Source organism: Propionivibrio sp., assembly GCF_029255185.1.
GTDB lineage: Bacteria > Pseudomonadota > Gammaproteobacteria > Burkholderiales > Rhodocyclaceae > Propionivibrio.
In genome coordinates, this window is sequence record NZ_JAPUVO010000044.1 from 1 (window position 1) to 16,331 (window position 16,331).

Annotated in this window: 20 protein-coding genes and 1 other RNA gene; 4 read left to right on the plus strand and 17 right to left on the minus strand. The window is 61.3% G+C overall.

What is annotated here, in order from left to right; all coding sequences use genetic code 11:
• Positions 1–446: 446 nt before the first annotated feature.
• The 16 genes from Q1J43_RS00960 to Q1J43_RS01035 all read right to left on the minus strand — a co-directional run bounded on the left by Q1J43_RS00960 (position 447) and on the right by Q1J43_RS01035 (position 12,606).
• Entirely contained in the window at positions 447–860 is a 414-nt protein-coding gene (locus Q1J43_RS00960) for a DUF6362 family protein (RefSeq protein ID WP_301100418.1), read from the minus strand.
• Positions 853–1,056 (minus strand): hypothetical protein, encoded by a 204-nt coding sequence (locus Q1J43_RS00965; protein ID WP_301100419.1) that lies wholly within the window; start codon positions 1,054–1,056, stop codon positions 853–855. Before Q1J43_RS00965 ends, Q1J43_RS00960 begins: the two co-directional genes overlap by 8 nt.
• Position 1,057: 1 nt before the next feature.
• Complete coding sequence (locus Q1J43_RS00970) at positions 1,058–1,522, minus strand: hypothetical protein (protein WP_301100420.1); 465 nt, start codon at positions 1,520–1,522, stop codon at positions 1,058–1,060.
• Between the two features lie 131 nt (positions 1,523–1,653).
• On the minus strand, positions 1,654–3,921 hold the full coding sequence (locus Q1J43_RS00975) for a phage/plasmid primase, P4 family (RefSeq protein ID WP_301100421.1): 2,268 nt from the start codon (positions 3,919–3,921) through the stop codon (positions 1,654–1,656).
• Positions 3,887–4,276 carry a hypothetical protein gene (locus Q1J43_RS00980; RefSeq protein ID WP_301100422.1) on the minus strand — a complete coding sequence of 130 codons (390 nt, stop codon included), beginning with the start codon at positions 4,274–4,276 and terminating at the stop codon, positions 3,887–3,889. The genes Q1J43_RS00975 and Q1J43_RS00980 overlap by 35 nt, the downstream gene beginning before the upstream one ends.
• Entirely contained in the window at positions 4,273–5,007 is a 735-nt protein-coding gene (locus Q1J43_RS00985; RefSeq protein WP_301100423.1) for a hypothetical protein, read from the minus strand. Before Q1J43_RS00985 ends, Q1J43_RS00980 begins: the two co-directional genes overlap by 4 nt.
• The gene (locus Q1J43_RS00990; RefSeq protein WP_301100424.1) at positions 5,007–5,462 is read right to left on the minus strand and encodes a DUF6511 domain-containing protein; all 456 of its coding nucleotides are present in this window, start codon (positions 5,460–5,462) and stop codon (positions 5,007–5,009) included. Before Q1J43_RS00990 ends, Q1J43_RS00985 begins: the two co-directional genes overlap by 1 nt.
• Positions 5,463–5,474: 12 nt before the next feature.
• Complete coding sequence (locus Q1J43_RS00995) at positions 5,475–6,113, minus strand: hypothetical protein (RefSeq protein WP_301100425.1); 639 nt, start codon at positions 6,111–6,113, stop codon at positions 5,475–5,477.
• Entirely contained in the window at positions 6,089–6,889 is an 801-nt protein-coding gene (locus Q1J43_RS01000; RefSeq protein WP_301100426.1) for an ATP-binding protein, read from the minus strand. The genes Q1J43_RS00995 and Q1J43_RS01000 overlap by 25 nt, the downstream gene beginning before the upstream one ends.
• Positions 6,889–7,644: a BRO family protein gene (locus Q1J43_RS01005; protein ID WP_301100427.1), complete on the minus strand. Its 756-nt coding sequence runs from the start codon at positions 7,642–7,644 to the stop codon at positions 6,889–6,891. The genes Q1J43_RS01000 and Q1J43_RS01005 overlap by 1 nt, the downstream gene beginning before the upstream one ends.
• A gap of 10 nt (positions 7,645–7,654) precedes the next feature.
• Complete coding sequence (locus tag Q1J43_RS01010; RefSeq protein WP_301100428.1) at positions 7,655–8,131, minus strand: hypothetical protein; 477 nt, start codon at positions 8,129–8,131, stop codon at positions 7,655–7,657.
• Positions 8,128–8,376: a helix-turn-helix domain-containing protein gene (locus tag Q1J43_RS01015; RefSeq protein ID WP_301100429.1), complete on the minus strand. Its 249-nt coding sequence runs from the start codon at positions 8,374–8,376 to the stop codon at positions 8,128–8,130. Before Q1J43_RS01015 ends, Q1J43_RS01010 begins: the two co-directional genes overlap by 4 nt.
• Positions 8,377–8,595: 219 nt before the next feature.
• Complete coding sequence (locus tag Q1J43_RS01020; protein ID WP_301100430.1) at positions 8,596–9,561, minus strand: hypothetical protein; 966 nt, start codon at positions 9,559–9,561, stop codon at positions 8,596–8,598.
• On the minus strand, positions 9,558–10,829 hold the full coding sequence (locus Q1J43_RS01025; protein WP_301100431.1) for a hypothetical protein: 1,272 nt from the start codon (positions 10,827–10,829) through the stop codon (positions 9,558–9,560). The genes Q1J43_RS01020 and Q1J43_RS01025 overlap by 4 nt, the downstream gene beginning before the upstream one ends.
• A 121-nt stretch (positions 10,830–10,950) precedes the next feature.
• A complete protein-coding gene (locus Q1J43_RS01030) occupies positions 10,951–11,472 on the minus strand; it encodes a hypothetical protein (RefSeq protein WP_301100432.1) in 522 nt (173 codons plus the stop codon).
• Positions 11,473–11,484: 12 nt separating this feature from the next.
• Complete coding sequence (locus Q1J43_RS01035; RefSeq protein ID WP_301100434.1) at positions 11,485–12,606, minus strand: XRE family transcriptional regulator; 1,122 nt, start codon at positions 12,604–12,606, stop codon at positions 11,485–11,487.
• Positions 12,607–12,846: 240 nt separating this feature from the next.
• On the opposite strand from Q1J43_RS01035, the gene Q1J43_RS01040 reads away from it, so the two are divergent.
• Genes Q1J43_RS01040 through Q1J43_RS01055 form a run of 4 tightly spaced genes read left to right on the plus strand, consistent with a single transcriptional unit; the run spans position 12,847 to position 15,439 of the window.
• Positions 12,847–13,086: a hypothetical protein gene (locus Q1J43_RS01040; RefSeq protein WP_301100435.1), complete on the plus strand. Its 240-nt coding sequence runs from the start codon at positions 12,847–12,849 to the stop codon at positions 13,084–13,086.
• Positions 13,087–13,566, plus strand: coding sequence for a DUF2924 domain-containing protein (locus Q1J43_RS01045; protein ID WP_301100436.1), 480 nt, complete (start codon positions 13,087–13,089; stop codon positions 13,564–13,566).
• Positions 13,563–14,963, plus strand: coding sequence for a recombinase family protein (locus tag Q1J43_RS01050; protein WP_301100437.1), 1,401 nt, complete (start codon positions 13,563–13,565; stop codon positions 14,961–14,963). The genes Q1J43_RS01045 and Q1J43_RS01050 overlap by 4 nt, the downstream gene beginning before the upstream one ends.
• Positions 14,960–15,439: a LacI family transcriptional regulator gene (locus Q1J43_RS01055; protein ID WP_301100438.1), complete on the plus strand. Its 480-nt coding sequence runs from the start codon at positions 14,960–14,962 to the stop codon at positions 15,437–15,439. Before Q1J43_RS01050 ends, Q1J43_RS01055 begins: the two co-directional genes overlap by 4 nt.
• A gap of 288 nt (positions 15,440–15,727) precedes the next feature.
• Here the strand turns inward: Q1J43_RS01055 and ssrA are convergent.
• Positions 15,728–16,091: a transfer-messenger RNA gene (ssrA, locus tag Q1J43_RS01060) on the minus strand.
• Positions 16,092–16,331 lie beyond the last annotated feature (240 nt).

The window sequence follows — 16,331 nt, forward strand, 5'->3', positions numbered from 1 at the left end:
GTTGTGCGTCCTTGGATTCCGGGCGTAGGGGATCAGCGTCTCGACCTTGCGGTACTCGACGTTGAGCATATTCAGTTCGGGTTTCCAAAAAAGGTGCGGCCCGGACGGGTGAAAGGAGGAAAGCCCCGTCACGGGCCGCGAGGGTCGCTGCTGCGGTAGAAACTAAAAGGCCCGCGCAGTGGCGGGCCGGTAGGACTGGGGTGCAAACCTGCAAACCCTGCAAACCCCGGTTTGCAGTTTGACGCTAGCGAAATGCCGCGCTCGCGCCCCCCGCATGGGATTTGGGGAAGGAAGGACCCCTCTTGATTCGTGAGACCTTCGCTGCCCGCACCGCTGTCCAGATCATAGGCGTCACTCTAGGTGAATATGGCCCGAGATGGGACACCCCCTGAACGCATCTAAATCCGCAACCGCCCGAAGCATTCCGCAAATGCCGCCAATCGTTGTCAATATTGCTCAATATTGCTAACCGCGACAGGCATGGACACACCATTGAGTCGGTCGGCCACCATCTGCAGGGCACGTTGCCAGCGCCGCTGGGCCGTCTTGGTACAACACCCAAAGCGCCGAGCAATCTTCTGCCACTCATATTGCTTGGCACGCATCCAGATCAGGTGACGCTGCTCCTCCTCCAGCCATTGCACCCAGCGCATCGCTTCCAGCATCCGGTCGATGGCCTCAGGGGTTGGAGGGAGTGGCCGGTACTCGTAGTCCTTGTCGGCGAAGCCTTCCCACCCCTTGCGCACGAAGGCGGGCCAGATGTTGAAGTAGCCCTGCACCCTGACTGGTGGCAGCCGCCGCCCCGTCTCGGCCGCCTCGGCAAACCGAGCCGCCACGTCGTCCATCGTCCATTCAGCCATGACGTTTTCCTCCGTACAGGCGTTCCCCAATTCGCCGCACAAATTCACGCTCGACGAAATCCAACCGCGCGTCCTCCTCGGACACCACGAGGATGTGCTGGTCGCGCCAGCCGGTCTGCTTGATGGCTTCCAGGTCGGTGATCTGCGGTTGCAGGCGACCGAGAGGGCAGCGGTATTGCTGTGCAGGGATCTTCACGTCACACCTCCTGCGTTTCGATGGCCCAGTGCAAGAGCGCCAGGGCATCGGCTTCGTTGTCGTCGCTCGGGGCGTGGCCACGCGATTGGACGGACGCGATCATCTCGTCCTTGCCGGCATTGCCTTTACCGGTCGCGTGCTTCTTGATCGTGCCGACCGGGACGCCCTGGTACGGGATGTTGTGGTGCTCGCACCATGCGGTCAGTTGCCCCATGAAGCCGCCATAGGCGTGTGCCGCATCCACTCCCGCGTGTCGCCGCACCTCTTCGAAGTACACCGCGTTGATGGAGTGGCTTGCCGACAACAGTTCGCTGAGCCAGCGTTTGAAGCGCAGGAAGCGCATCCCGCCGCCCTCGAATCGCTGTGGCTTGAAGCATTCCGTGCCGCTGATGATGCTGCCGTCCAGGTGGTGCAGCGCCCACCCGGTATTCGTGCCCAGATCGAGGGCCAAGATCGTCGTATTCATCGTCTGCTCCATTTCTTGGGGCGAGTGACGGATGTGACAGATTTCCCGGATATCTCCCTATCCTGCGTGTACGCGCGCACGCGAGACGGGTTAATCAGCAAACCTGTCAAATCCGTCACTCGCCAGTTTTCCTAGTCGTCCCGATACGGGTAGCCATGGCTGTAGGGCTTGGGTCTGAGCGTGATGCCCGCGATGCCGCGAGCGCCTCCGGTCAGCCGGCATTTCTCGAACTTGCGCGTCGTCATCAGCTCGGAAAACCGCTTGATCGAGCCCACGTATTCGCCGGCCCGCTCGGCCCACTCGCGCCAGTCGGCGAACAGTTCGGAGACGCCTTCGCGGTGCGTATTGGCCAGCAGGCAGCGCTCCTCTATCCACTGACCCAGCGCGTCCTCTGCTTCGAAGTACTCCTCGGTCGCCGACACCACGCAGGCTGGCGGCTTCAGGCCTTCGCGCTGCCAGGCAAGGCAACCAGCAACCGCCCAGGCCATGATCCCGTCGCGCTCGGCGAGCAACTTCTCGGTCAGCTTGCCGTCGCGCTTATCGGGCGGAATGGTCACCGTGAAGGGGATCAGGTGCAGCCGCCGCTTCATCGCCTCGTCGATATTGCGGATGGCCGGCTTGTGGTTGCCGACGATGACCGGCTTGAACTGCGGTGTGTACTCGAAGAAATCCTGGCGCATAAAGCGAGCCGACACCTTGTCGCCACCCGTGATGGCCTTCACCTTCGACTCGTTCCAGCGTCGTCCCTGTTCGGTTTCGATGGCCGTGACGAAGCGTGCCCCGCGCAGGCCCGCCAGATCGGTCGGATGCCGGTCGCCGCGCGTTTCGACGAAGGTGTCCATCGGCGCAGTCGAGGCGTAATCGCCGAGAATGGTGCTGATCACGTTGGCGAACACGCTCTTGCCGTTGGCTCCGGTGCCGTAGAGGAAGAACAGCGCGTGTGCGCTGGTTGCTCCGGTCAGGCAGTAGCCGACCATCCGCTGCAGGTAGCTCTGCAACTCGGCATCGCTGCCAGTGACATCCGACAGGAAGGCCAACCATCGCGGACACTCGCCCCGTGGCGTTGCCGTGGCGATCTTGGTCATGCGGTCGGCCCGGTCGTGTGGCCGTAGCTTGCCACTGGCCAACGCCACGATGCCGCCCGGCGTGTTGAGCGCGAATAGGTCGGCATCCCACTCGTCGGAAGTCGACGCATGACGTCGGTCGGTACGCGCAAGCCGCTCGACGCCGCCAACGGTACTGCTTGCGAGCAGCTTCGCCGCCAAGCGGTGGGAATCGACCTTGACCGCAGCCTCGCGGCAGATCGAGCGGATCAGGTGATGCACCAGCAGGGTTTCGTCGGCCTGCCAGCGCGTCCCCGTCCAGACCAGCCATTTTCCCCAGGATGCACAGTATCGCCAGTCGTCGGCGTAGCGTGACGTGAAGGCCAGTGCCAGCGCATCGTCCGTCGCCCATACCGTGGCTTCCTGCGCCGGAAGCCCCTTGGACGGCTTGATACACATCTTTGGCCCGGAAGACACGAATGACGCGACATCGAAGCCCTCGCCGATACCGTCGGCCGCATCCCATCCATCAGACTTGTCGTCAGGTGGCAGGAGCACGTCACAGGACGACGCTCCCGCCGCGAGGGCTGCCTGCCCAGCCGCCATTGCGTATTCCCAGCCCGGCTTGTCGCGGTCGGGCCAGATGAGCACTGCCTTCCCCGAGAGCGGCGACCAGTCGGTTTTCTCCACCGGGGCATTTGCACCGTGCATCGCCGTCGTGGCCACGATGCCGATCTCGATCAGCGCCTGCGCGCATTTCTCGCCTTCGACCAGAACAACGTGATCGACGGCGGCAAGGCCCGGCTGGTTGTAGAGGGGACGAGGATCGGGCGGGGCCATCTTGCGCCGCTTGGCATCCCAAGGGCGAAACTCCTTCTTCCGCCCTGGCGGGTCGTAGCGGTAGACCACCGCGATAAGCTTGCCGGCTGCGTCGTGGTAATCCCACTTCGCGGTGGCTGGACCGAGATCGTCGACCGGGGCTTCCTTCTTCGTTTTGCGCATCGGCATCGACCGAGAACGGCCGAGCAGATCAGCTGCCTCGTCGAGCACCCGGGGGAAATCGGTGTGGACGTTGGCTCCAAGGTAGGCGGCGATCAGTGCGAAGATGTCGCCGCCGTCTCCCGTGGCGCGATCCGTCCAGAGTCCAGCCTTCTCGCCTTCGAGCACCACCTCCAGGCTATCGCCGGGACTGCCAAGCACATCGCCGATCAGAAACTTGCCCCGACGCTTCTTGCCTGCAGGGAACATCGTGGTCAGCACCGACTCGATTCGCGCGATCAGGTCTGCGCGTACCTCGTCGCGCTCATTGCCTGCCGCAACATCACATGTGGGTGGGGCGGGATTGAAATCCAGCATGCGTCCTCCCTGTTGCAATGGTTGCCGGTACTGCGCCACTTGTCGTCATGGGCGCTTCCGGTAGGTAGTGGGTTTTGATGGCTACCTCGCGAATAAACGCCGGATTGAGGTCGACCAGGGCTGCCCATGCATCGAGATCACCACCGTTCAGGAAAGCGCGGGCGGTTCGACGGTCGTCCTTGGAGCCACTGCGACAGTCGGCCATTGCCTGACAGATCACCGCCACGACCAGGCGTGCCTCCGGAATTGGCCCGGTGGCATGGCGCAACAGCATTCGCTCGATAGTGCGGATCTTGACCAGCGGCGGGGGCAGTTTGGCCTTGGCGTGCTCGCGTACTTGGATGGATGTCATCATTGCGCCCTCCAGCAGCGGTCTTGCCAGGCGCACATCCGGCACTCGAAATAGGTCTGATCGGCAAACGACCGGGGCAGCAGTTCGCCAGCCTCGGTTGCCGTGATGACCTTTACCGCGCGATCCGACATGCGCTGAGCCAGTGCTGCATCGAACGGCACGAGCTCGGTATAGATCTCCATCGTGTCGGCATTCACCGCCGTGAACAGCGCCGGGTGCTCGGTGAGTTCGAGATAGGCTTGGTAGATCGCTACCTGCGCTGCATAGACCGGTTTCGAGACAGCCAGCCGATTCTTCTCGAGGTCGCGCCAGGACTTGGCACCCAGGCACTTGTTCTCCCACAGGCAGGGATAACCAAAACCATCGGGGCCACCGGTGACGACCCCATCGATGTGGCCCTGGAGTCGCCCGTCCGCCGCCGAAAAGCCGAACTGCTCGCCGTCGGCATTGTGCGTGCGCAGATCAAAGCCCGCGCCGCGCATCCAAGTGGCCATGCAGTCCTCAACCATATGGCCGCGCTCGAAAATGCGCAGCATGCGCCCTTCGGTTTCACGGCCCGGGTCGACCGACGCCTGGGCATACTCGTACTGCAGGGCGCGCTCGCAGGCCACCCCGAGCCGGGAAGCGCCAAGATAGGCGCGTCCCGCCTGTTTCACCCGGACAGCCTGCATGCCGGCATCGATCAGCGCCGTCAGTCGCCCGGGGAGAGAGGAGGATGAGTTGAAGTTCAACATCAGCTTCCCTCCCACGGCAGGTCATCTGCGAGATCCGCGAACGGATCGCTGACGGGCGCATTTGTGCCACGCATCGGCGGGTACTTGCTGGCTTCGTGTGCGACCACCATCGCATCCGTGTAGCAGGTGACGATGGCGTCGATCACGCGCAGGGCCTCGGTTTCCGAGTACGCCCCGAGGGGCTTGTCGAAGCCGATTTCCCCGGCCGCCTCGCCAAAGGCCTTGAGGCATTTCCTCATGGCGGCAATCTCCAGTTCAGACGGGTCGGTCATGGCGACCTCCCTGTCGAATCGTTTGGCGTCGGTCCAGTTGCCGTAGAGCTTGTGGAACGCGTCCTGGCACCGGCGCGAGCAGAACACCCAGTCGAGGGGATAACGCCGGGGGTCGGCGATCTTGAATCGACCATCCAAGTGACCGAACCCCCGGGCCTGACGTTTGCAAACCCAGCATTTCATTCGCCCTCCCCATCATTGCGCCCAGACCGGCTTAGATGTCTGCTGGGTACGCGGCGTGGCCATGCTCGGCGCAGGGGCTGCCGACGTTGTCGCCGCAGCCTGGCTGGTGCATGCCATGACCGCCTGGTACTGGGGATGGCCGGGTTCGATGATCTGCTTGATGACGTTGCGCTGATCGCCCCGGTCATCCTTTTCGACGGCGATCTGCACGGCAAACTCCAGTCCGTCCAGGTCACCGAAATCGTTAATGCACCGGGCCGCCACGGCCTGCGGGGTGTTGTCGTCCGGGTGCACGCCGCGTGCACTGTCCAGCATGGCCCGGATCGTCGCCCGGCCCATGTCGCCCCATGTCTTGCCCTTGGCGCTCCACAGGCCGATCAGTCCGAAGAACTTGCGCTTGTGGAACTCGCCGCACACCACGGTGTACTCGCAGTTGATGTAGATCGCCCCGGTGCGCTCGGACTGGGTGGGCGTGCCGTCGTGCCAGCCTTGGGCTTGATCGGTATAGGCGCCGGGTCGGATGGTCTGGCGCACCTTGAGGAAGGTACCGTGTGGAATTGGGCTGAAACCGTCGTTTTGGCGGGGGGCGCTGTTGTAGTCCATTGACATGGTGAAATCTCCTGTATTCAGTTCGAGGCTTGCCCGATGCACTTGGCGATCAGGCGGTCGAGATGGGGTTCTTCGGTGGAGTCGAGGCGACCGGAGCGATCCTTGGCGGGAAGCCCCAGCAGGTTGTCCTGCCGCGTGATCAGCACGCGTCTGGGGCCCGAGGGGCTGGGCTGCAGAGCCATCGTGGCAATGACATCCACAACTCCAAGGAACTCTGCGGTGGTCTTGCTCCCCTCCATCTGCAGATCAAAACTCTTCTCGTTTTTCTCGCCGACCTTCTCGTTGAGGATCACGGTGTAGATGACATGCCGGTTCTGCATGTGCTGCAGGATCGTGATGGCGTTGATCATCTCGTTGGCGAGCAGGCCGTAGGCCCCGCGCGTGTCGGGCTTGCCGGTCTTTTCAGAGAAAGCCTGTGGCTGGGTCTTGCACCAGGCGAAACACAGCCGCGAAAGCGCCGACAGGCTGTCGATGAAGACATACTCGTACCGGTCGATCAGGGTCATGTCGCCCTGGTCGGCGCACAGGGCCCGGTATTTCTCCTCCGAGTACGCATCGCCTGCCGTGGCCGTGGCGGACGGACCTGCCAGCAGCGTCACCAGGTTTCGGAACTGCGGCCAGGTCGTCGGGTGAAACACATCTCCAGCCCAGGCGGCCACGGAAAGATCGCCGTCCTCGATTTCGACATGCAGCGTGCGATCCGTCGGCAAAGTCTGGATCAGGGATGTCTTGCCGATCCCCGGCACGCCAGCCACCCCGATCTTGAGCGTGCGACGGCGTTTCAGCCGTTCCTCGGCGCAAATGAACGGGAAGGCCATCACGCAACCTCCTTCAGCAGATCGGTCACCTCAGCACGCCAGAGAATCTGGTAACCACTGTGGCCATTGCGGCTGTACGGATGGGCTTCGCCATAGGCGCACCCGGCCTCGGTCAGCTGCCACTCGTCACGCTCGTTGCGGAACTGCAGTCCCTGATCACGCAGACGGGAATTCACCGCACGCGCAGACCAGCCCAACCGTTCGCCCAACTGAGTCGGATTCAGTGCGGAAATCGGCTCGTTTGCCGCCGGCAGCGCCTTGCGCAGTGCTTCCAGGGTAATGCCGGTGTTTTCATGGATCGCCGTGAGGGTCGCCGCCATTGCGATGCCACTGCGAACGCCGGGCACCTTGGCGACAGCCTCGCCGATGAGAAGCAGCGCGCTGACCTTGTCTTGGGTGGGCATCGGCAACGCAGTTACGGCGTTCGTCGCCGCGTAGGAACCAGTTTGGCGAATTGCCGGCAGCACCTCGGTGGTGACCCAGCGCTTGAAGCGTTTCGCCTCCGGCTTGATGGAGCCGAGAATCAAGGCATACAGACCGGATTCGTTGATGTGGTTTTGGCGCTGGCGGCCGCCGGGAGTAAGGGTGTCCAGCTTCTGGACATCCTCAGCGTCGACATGGGTATCCAGTGCCTGCCGTGCATTTCCGAAGCCCAGCACGTTGCACACGTCCTTCGCGTTGAACCACGGTGCGCCGGTGTCATCGGCCACCACGCGGACCGACTGCGATTCGAATTCGTAGAGGGTTGGAATCATGATGGGCTCCTCATTCCTTGCTATCGAGGGAGGCAAGCCGGTAGCTGGCCTTGCCGGGACGAATAGTGCGTGCGGGCGCGAATTGCTCTCGGAGTGCTGTGTGCCAGGCGTTGTATTTGGACTCGGGCACCTTGAAGGCCACATCCATGTACTGAGCCGGGTCGTCACCAGCCGCGTTCATCCGGTTGAACATCGCGGCGAGTCGGGACTGATCCCAGTCCACGATCCGTTTCTGATCACAGATGACGGTCTCGTCCTGGTCGCTGATACGGATGACGCCGAAGTCGCGGCCATCGGCCAGGCGTGCCTTGCGTGCTGCCTCGCCATAGCGCAGTTCGCCGATGTGCTCGACGAACTCGCGGACGGACTTGGCAAACGCCTGTAGCTGATCGGCCTGCGCGACGAGTTCCCTGTAGGCCTCCAGCGGCGCGACGGCGTAGTCGGCAGGGGACTGACTGATTGCATGACGGAGGGCGACGATATTCATGCCGTCACCCCGCGCATGTAGTTGGCGGCGGCCGGAGCAATCCGACTGTTCGGGCTCTCGTACAGGCAGTCGAGCTCAAACTGCTCGATGTCCTCAAGGCGATACATCACCTTGCCGCCGATCTTGAGGTACTTGGGTCCGACGCCGTCAGACCGATATCTTTCTATGGTGGCTTCCGACTTGTTCCAGCGGTCTGCAAGTTCCCGCTGGGTCAGATGCCGCGTTTTCAGCTGTTCGCCGTGCATTTGCATCTCCTTCGATGATGGGTTGTCACCGGTTGCTGGCGCTTGGATCAGCACTGCCAACCGATGCGTGCATTTCATCGAGCGAGATGCCTGCGACCGTTCCTCAGATTCCTCGGGGTCGTTCCTCAAACTGAATCGGTGCGCCCAGAAAGCAAAAAACCCGGCTTGGTCGAAGACCGGAGCCGGGTTATTGCGGAAAAACGCAGTGCGACAGGCGCGTCAGTGCAGCCAGTCGCGGTCGTCGTCGGGAATGATCAATGCGTAGCGTTCATCGTCACGCAGGTAGCGGATGAATGCCTTGTATACGACCGGGTTGCGCTCAAATTCCTTGCTGGGCGAAAACCGTTGGGATTGCGATCCGCATGCTGTCTTGAGCGCCTCCTTGTCCAACTCATGATCGAGGTCGTCGATCAAGGCGATCAGGATTTTTTGCTGGCGTGGCTCCAGCGGGTACTTGGTTTCATCGATGTACGCAGCGGCCTCGCCTCTGACGTAGCGAAGCGTGGTGCCCGGAGTCGCCTCGTTCAGGGCTTGGGAGCCCGGAGCCGGTTGGCGATCTGGGAAGAACTCGAATTTGCTCTGGCCGACACGACCGACCGTGAACAGCGGTCGCACGTCAAATTCGGTCAGCACCGAGCCTGCCGGAAGCGGTACCTCGCTGCTGGTCAGAATGACGCAGGAGTGTACTGCCTTTTCGGCAGCGATCTGATCGCGCAGACGACTGGCAACCTCTGGTCGATGCAGGCAGCGAGCGAAATACCATGTCACGGGTTTGCCGCGCTGTTTCTCGGTGGTGCCGAGCCGCCAGATCAGATCGGGCTCGATCTGCTTCATGCCGTTGGCCGAAAGTGCGAGTCCGTTCAGCAGGCTTGGAATGAATTTCTGCAATGCCACCTTGTATGTTTCGCGCAAATGCCGGGACGCCACCACGTCGATGCATTCCGGGCAGTGCAGAATGATCTTGTCCGGGGATTTTTCTCGAACCACGCGCGCGGTCTCGATGCCGCATTCCGGACAGGTGACCCAGTCGAGCGGCTTGCCCAGCACGAGCACGCGTTCACGGAGCAGGTGCGTCGCTGCGACCTTGTCGTGCCCGTCTCGAAGAGACTGGCCGTTGATCTCCGGCTTGGCGAGATCCAGGAGCCGGCAAAACAGGGACGTGGCGTCGACCTGCGCCTGACTCATTCGCCACCCTCGTCTCCATCGGGGGTATCCTCAGCTGGCTCGTCTGGCTCGATGACATTCAAGGCAAGCAGCACGGCATTGGCGATGGTCTGATTCTGCGCCGACAGGTTCTTGATCGTTGAGGAACCGGACGAATACAGGTCAAAGCTGAAATGCTGGGTCTTCCCCTTGTCACTCGTGCCCGTGTAGACGATGACGCTGGCCCCCTCCATGTTGTATTCCGCCTCGAAGGAATGCTCGACCTTCAGTGCATGGAGGGCAATCTGGATTGCGTCGTCGTGCTCCTTGTCGGGGGATGCCTCCACCTGAAAGGCGACTCCAGTACTTCCTGATGGGCAGAAACGCGCACGACGCAATCGAACCTTGTCGACACCGTGGGTCGACCAGTCCTCGAATGGCTCCATCAGTCCGTCACGCAGGGCATTGAGCTTGTAGCGCTTCTTTTCGATCACCTCGGGAGTGAGCTCCTGGGCAACGACATGCTTGCCGAACAGTTGCAGCACGGCGGTGTGATTTTTCGCGCCTCCCTTGACGATGGTCTCCACGATGCCGGAGCCAGGGTGGTAGACGATGGCCGTTTCCAGCGCAATGCGGGTCGTGAGTCGCGTGAAGTGGTTCTGGGCGAAGTGCGCAAGGGCGGTCACCGGCCCTTCGACGTAGATCGTGAGTTGAATACTCTCATCGACGGGACGCTCGCTGACCTCGATATGGATGCCGTCGCCAGCGCCATCCTTCTTGTAGAGCTTGGCGACATCGTGGCAGAAGGCTTCGAGTTGGGCGCGGTCGCGCGTGGGATCAAGTCCAGGCTGGATGCGATGTTTCTTCCAGTATTTGCCGTTGGTCTTGGCTTGGAAGGCAATGTGCAGTTCGGCATCGCGGAACGTCTTGTCACGGTTTGCCATCATCCAGAGCGCGATTTCACGCTCGTCGCGCGATGCGAATGCATCCAGGACGGCCTGGTCATCGGCACAGGCACTGCGGAATTCCTGAATGGCCAGCCCGTTCGACATCATGTGGGCACGACGCAGATCATCGTGCCAGAGCCACAAGTCCTGTTCGATGGCTTTCCGCTCTGCCGGGTCGATAGCAGGATCGTGCAATGAAGCGTCGAGGGCTTCGACCGCATCAGCCACGGCGGCAGGTAGCATCTCGGCAGGCTGCGTCCAGTTGACGAGCAGTCTCGCGCCGAGGATATGCCCGTCGGTGAATTCCCGAAGCGTCGGCATCGAGACGTGCCGCAGAAAGTGCCGAGCGTTGAAAACCTTCATTCTTGTTCTCCCTTCACCATGCCCTTCAAGAAGCCATAAAGCAAATCCCCCAAGTTGTTTCGGCGTTGGCCCGAGTTTCCATGTCAACGAGAAAAGGCCGCAACGCCGTCATCCTCAGGCGCTACGGAATGATGCCCATCCGAATCTTGGTCTTGATGCCCGAAAGCCAGTCTTCTCGGTATTGCAGGGCAAGTGCATCGAGGTTGGCGCGGCCGACTCCCGCCTGGCGTGCCAGATCTTCCAGGGAGACCGCGCAGTCGAGCCAGCCGAGTGCGTGTGTCGAGATCAACGCCGCCTTGTCGGCGGTGGTCACGACAACGATGGCAGAGGGCAGCAGCTTGTTGGCGAGCAGCCACGCCAGCAGATGTTTTTCGCCATCGTCGAGCGTGCCGCAGGAAGGATGGGCGAGCACCACGGACGCGAGTTCCTTGCGCGTCACCGGATACTGGCCGGCCAGGCCGGCGTTCAGGTCGGCTGGATCAACCTTGATGTGGCGAGGGTCGCCGGGATTGCCGGTGAGCGTCTCCTCGACACATTTTTCGACGGTCTCGACAGCGAAATGGCTGCTGATTGCAGTCCAGCAGCCGGTACGGAATGCTTCGAGGATGACATTGGTGTCAGCAAAGACTCGGGTTTTCGGCATACGGTCCGCACCTCATAGCTCGAACGGTGCGGGGAGATCGTACTGAGCGAAGAGCTCGGCCAGACCACCCAGTCCCAGTCCCATGGTCTTGGCGGCCTTGCGGGCCGACAATCGTCCGCTTTCCAACGACTCGTGCAGCATGCGCACGAAGGCGATGGAGAAACGCTTGGGTGGGCCTGACACCGATGGTCGCTGCTTCTCTTGGCAGAGATTGCGACGGGTGTCGTCACTGATGAGCTTGAGGTTGAACAGTCGCCACGCCAATGCCACCGGCGCAACGCGCAGCAGCGCTGCGACCTCGCACAGGTGGGGGATGTCGTCCTGGCGGTGACCATCGATCAGTTTGTCCAAGGAAGCACGCGGCATCAGCAGCGCGGCGGCGAAGTTGTTCGCCAGCTGCTCGATGCGCTTCCCCTTGTTGCGCTCCTCGCTGGAATTCGACTCCCGGTGTTCGGGCTGCATCGCATCCCAGGTGAGCGCATGAAAGAGCTCGTGCGCCAGATCGTAGTAGCGACGCGCCTCGCTCTCGTTGCGGTTGATGAGGATGACGCCCATCTCCTCGAGGTGGCACGTCGCACCGGAAATGGACTGGCCGTCGCCAGCGTCCACCGTATCGACGAACAGCACCGGGATGTCGAGCTCGCGCTCAATCTTGTCGATCAGCGTTTCAGCCGGAATGATGCCCAGATCCAGTTCGGCAACGAGACTCTCGGCGCGATCCTGGGCATCCTCGAACGACGACTGGGGGGACAGACGCAACGCCCGCTTGAGCACGCTTGCCCGACCGCCTTGCTGTTCACGCAGCCAGCGAAGCAGGCCGATCCACTGGCCTGCTTTCAATTCAAACCCGTCCAGGCTGTCCTCGGGAACCTCAGGGGCCGTCCGCCACGAGAACTGTGCCTCGCCGGCCACTGCGAACGGGTCGACGAAGAACTCGATGTCCCGATCCAGCAAGTCGGACAGCGCCAGCAGTTCCTCCGGCTTCAGCGCACGCTTGCCGTTCTCGATGTCGGAAATCGACTGGCGGTCGTTCAAGCCCAATTTCTGGGTGAGCTGATCCTGTGTCCAGCCCGCAGCAACGCGCGCAGCCTTGACACGGTAGCCGATCAACTTTTGCGAAATCTTTTCGAGCATGGTCGCCTCCTAAACCAGAATTCTAGTCTTGCGGATATTAAAACGCAAGATTTGTTTGCGTAGTTGAAGTTGCATGCCGTGTGCCAAGCACCGGCAAGGCGGCATCGGTGCTGCACGGCCACCTTCTTCTTCCGCAATCACCCGCAGGCGTTCGCAACGCTTGTCAATTCTGCGATGGAGGAAAGTGCCGCCCCCAAACCAGAATGCCCATCAAGCTTTTTCATTGATGGAGCGCTCACCATGAAGACCTTAAACGTGATTGATCCGGCCCGAATGACCATTGAGGAGCGACGCGCGGAAGTCGCATCAATACTGGCGCTCGGCGTGATCCGTTTGCGAACGAAGCCCGAGCCATCAGCCGAGGAAAGAGAACGGCCTGACCTTGGCTTTTCCCCACCACAGCGCGTTCATACAAACCCCTCATCACGAGTTCGCAGCGCCGTCCGCGAGGCGCTGCTGGCCAAACAGAAAGGAGTTTGAATGAGCACATCAACCGCAACGTCCGGGGTGATCGGCCGAATCGCGCGCCTGCCCGACATCCCATTCGAAGAGATCAAATCGCTGTGGCAGCAGATTTTCGGCACCCCGATGCCGACGCACAACCGCCAGTACCTGGAACGGCGCATTGCCTACCGGCTGCAGGAACTGGAGTTCGCCCAGCAACAGCCAACAGTGCTGGAACGGAACAAGGCGCGCATCGACGCACTGCTGGAACGCACGAAACCGAAGGCAAAGGCCGGTCGGGGCGAGCTTGTCAAACTGGCCCCCGGCACGGTGCTTACCCGCGAATTCGGTGACGCGGTCCATCGCGTGGTGGCCATGCCGGATGGCCAGTTTGAATACCAGGGCAGATCGTACCGAAGCCTGACCGCCATCTCGAACGAGATCACCGGGACGCGATGGTCTGGCCCGGCATTCTTCGGCCTGCGCGAGAAATCCATCACCGGAGGTGCCAAGTGAACGCACCGGACAGCAGCATCAAGAAACGAATGCGTTGTGCGGTCTACACGCGCAAGTCCACCGACGAGGGGCTCGACCAGGAATACAACTCCATCGATGCACAGCGGGATGCCGGCCACGCTTATGTGGCCAGCCAGCGCGCAGAGGGGTGGATTCCGGTCGCCGACGACTACGACGATCCGGCGTTCTCGAGCGGCAACATGGAGCGCCCGGCGCTCAAACGCCTGATGGCCGATATCGAGGCCGGCAAGATCGACATCGTGGTGGTCTACAAGATCGACCGCCTGACGCGCAGCCTTTCCGACTTTTCCAAGATGGTCGAGGTGTTCGAGCGCCAAGGGGTGTCCTTCGTGTCGGTCACCCAGCAGTTCAACACCACCACGTCGATGGGGCGGCTGATGCTGAACGTCTTGCTGTCGTTCGCCCAGTTCGAGCGTGAAGTGACCGGGGAACGCATCCGCGACAAGATCGCTGCCAGCAAGCGCAAGGGGAAATGGGTCGGTGGTGTGCCGCCCCTGGGTTACGACGTGGCCAACCGAAAACTGGTGATCAACGAAGCCGAGGCAGCAGTGGTGCGGCGCATATTCACCGACTACCCACGCGTTGGTTCGACAACGATGCTGGTGCAGCAACTGCGGTACGAGGGCGTGACCACCAAGTCGTGGATTGCACAGTCAGGCAACGACCGGGTGGGGAAACTGATCGACAAGGGCGCGCTCTACAAGATTCTCAACAACCCGATCTACGTCGGCGACATCCGCTTCAAGGGAATCTGCTACCCCGGCGAGCATCAAGCCATCATCACCCGGAGCGAATGGGAAGCGGCACAGTCTGCGCTGGCGTCGAAGCCAAACGGTGCCAGGAAACAACAACCGAGAACCGAACGCCCGGCGCTGCTCAAGGGACTGCTTTTCACTACGGACGGACGTGCCATGACACCCCATGCAACCAAGGGCCGTGGAGGCAGGCTGTATCGCTATTACCTTCCCACGCGCGATGCCAAGGAAGGATACGGGGCGTCTGGCATGAAGATGCTTCCCGCCGGAGAAATCGAAGAAGCTGTCATGGCGCAGTTGCGGGGGATCATGCGTTCGCCGGAGGTGGTCGCCCAAGTCTGGCGCGAGATCAGCCGGCTCAAGGACAATGCGACCGCCGGCATGAGCGAGATGCAGGTGGCCGTGGCCCTGAGCCGCATCGATCTGGTGTGGGATCAGCTGTTTCCCTTGGAGCAGTACCGGGTCGTCCAACTGCTGGTCGACCGCATCGTCGTTTCGCCCAACGAACTTCAGGTGAAGTTGCTCCCCAACGGCGTCGAGAACCTCGCGCTTGATGTCATTCGGGACCCAAACCGACCGCGCACCGGCAAGCAGACCAAGTCAGAGGAGGCGACAGCATGAGGCACACAATATTGGAATTCCCGGGTGAGCCGATGGTGCTCCGGGCCGCCGACGGCACGGTAACTGTATCGATCCCGATCCGGATCAAGCGCTATGGCGGGCGGCGGCAGGTGGTCGTGCCCCAGGGCATTTCCACATCCCTGACCGGAGAACGTGCGCCGACCGCCATCCAGATCGCCTTGGCACGAGGCCACCGGTGGATGCGCCAGGTTGAGAGCGGCAAGGTGGCCAATCTCACCGAGATCGCCAAGCAGGAAAAGCTCGACCGCAGTTACGTCAGCCGAATGGTCAACCTGACCACGCTGGCCCCTGACATCGTCACCGCAATTCTCGACGAGACCCTGCCAGAGAACGTGTCGCTGTTCGATCTCGCGGTAGACACTCCCTTGTCGTGGGAGGATCAGCGGCGACGCGTTGACCTGGCTGCATCCAAGCCCCGACGTGCTGGCAACCCGCTACCGGCTGCGCAGACTTGAGGATGCTTTCTCTTTCTCTCACATTGTCGGCAGCGAGTCGATGCTCAAAAAAACCGACAGCGCCAAAACTCGCGCAACCCCATGAATTGAAAAGGGGCCGTCTTGTGGACTTGGCGCGTTTCGCGTTCGCAGAAAACAGAGAAAAGAGAGTGAGAACGGCGTGAGAAAGCCGGAAATCTGGCGGCACGACCGGAGGCCAAGTCCGCAAGCAGAAGTGAAAAACCCCGCGAGACGTGGCGTCTGGCGGGGTTCGTCGGAATGCAAAGAGGGTGTCTTTGCAAATTTTAGTGGTGGAGGCGGGGGGGATCGAACCCCCGTCCGCAAGTCCTCTACAGACAGTTCTACATACTTAGTCCGGTCATTTGGATTTTAACCGTTGCACGCCGGCCGAACAGGCTTGCTTCAGGCGAGTTACCTTGGATTTAGCCCTTGCCAAAGTAACCCTGGCAAGGGCGAGCCTCTGTGAATGACGCTGTCGTGAGTTGCCTCACCTGACCCAGAGACCGATCAGTACAGCGGTCCAACCGCCTAAGCGGCTAGAGCAAAACGCTCGTCGTTGGCGTTTAGTAGTTTCCAGATGGATTTACGAGGTGACTGGTCCTCGGTATGCGCTGCACTGCTTTGCAACCCACGTCGAAGCCAGGTCGCCCCCATTTCACAGATACCGAATTCACCCGATACCTACTGAAAAGTTTGTCAGAGGTCGGATTCTATCACGCGGGGGCGCTGCGCTCGGTGCTATTCTTGCCACGCCCAGGGCAATTGCATCAAAATGCGAATGCCATTGTCGTCGACCCACAGAAATAATCGTTTACGCTCAATGAGTTACAGAGGGGCTGTTCACAGCGTTTGGAATTGTGTAGTTTTCTGTCTTTTTGGGGTGACTCATGGA

Excerpts from the sequence above, each read along its gene's own strand:
- Q1J43_RS01015 (WP_301100429.1), bottom strand. The coding sequence starts at position 8,376 with ATGCACGGCGAACAGCTGAAAACGCGGCATCTGACCCAGCGGGAACTT.
- Q1J43_RS00985 (WP_301100423.1), bottom strand. The coding sequence starts at position 5,007 with ATGTTGAACTTCAACTCATCCTCCTCTCTCCCCGGGCGACTGACGGCG.
- Q1J43_RS00970 (WP_301100420.1), bottom strand. The coding sequence starts at position 1,522 with ATGAATACGACGATCTTGGCCCTCGATCTGGGCACGAATACCGGGTGG.
- Q1J43_RS01055 (WP_301100438.1), top strand. The coding sequence starts at position 14,960 with ATGAGGCACACAATATTGGAATTCCCGGGTGAGCCGATGGTGCTCCGG.
- Q1J43_RS01040 (WP_301100435.1), top strand. The coding sequence starts at position 12,847 with ATGAAGACCTTAAACGTGATTGATCCGGCCCGAATGACCATTGAGGAG.
- Q1J43_RS00980 (WP_301100422.1), bottom strand. The coding sequence starts at position 4,276 with ATGATGACATCCATCCAAGTACGCGAGCACGCCAAGGCCAAACTGCCC.
- Q1J43_RS00975 (WP_301100421.1), bottom strand. The coding sequence starts at position 3,921 with ATGCTGGATTTCAATCCCGCCCCACCCACATGTGATGTTGCGGCAGGC.
- Q1J43_RS01025 (WP_301100431.1), bottom strand. The coding sequence starts at position 10,829 with ATGAAGGTTTTCAACGCTCGGCACTTTCTGCGGCACGTCTCGATGCCG.
- Q1J43_RS01005 (WP_301100427.1), bottom strand. The coding sequence starts at position 7,644 with ATGATTCCAACCCTCTACGAATTCGAATCGCAGTCGGTCCGCGTGGTG.
- Q1J43_RS01035 (WP_301100434.1), bottom strand. The coding sequence starts at position 12,606 with ATGCTCGAAAAGATTTCGCAAAAGTTGATCGGCTACCGTGTCAAGGCT.
- Q1J43_RS01020 (WP_301100430.1), bottom strand. The coding sequence starts at position 9,561 with ATGAGTCAGGCGCAGGTCGACGCCACGTCCCTGTTTTGCCGGCTCCTG.
- Q1J43_RS00960 (WP_301100418.1), bottom strand. The coding sequence starts at position 860 with ATGGCTGAATGGACGATGGACGACGTGGCGGCTCGGTTTGCCGAGGCG.
- Q1J43_RS01045 (WP_301100436.1), top strand. The coding sequence starts at position 13,087 with ATGAGCACATCAACCGCAACGTCCGGGGTGATCGGCCGAATCGCGCGC.
- Q1J43_RS01010 (WP_301100428.1), bottom strand. The coding sequence starts at position 8,131 with ATGAATATCGTCGCCCTCCGTCATGCAATCAGTCAGTCCCCTGCCGAC.
- Q1J43_RS01030 (WP_301100432.1), bottom strand. The coding sequence starts at position 11,472 with ATGCCGAAAACCCGAGTCTTTGCTGACACCAATGTCATCCTCGAAGCA.
- Q1J43_RS01000 (WP_301100426.1), bottom strand. The coding sequence starts at position 6,889 with ATGGCCTTCCCGTTCATTTGCGCCGAGGAACGGCTGAAACGCCGTCGC.
- Q1J43_RS00990 (WP_301100424.1), bottom strand. The coding sequence starts at position 5,462 with ATGAAATGCTGGGTTTGCAAACGTCAGGCCCGGGGGTTCGGTCACTTG.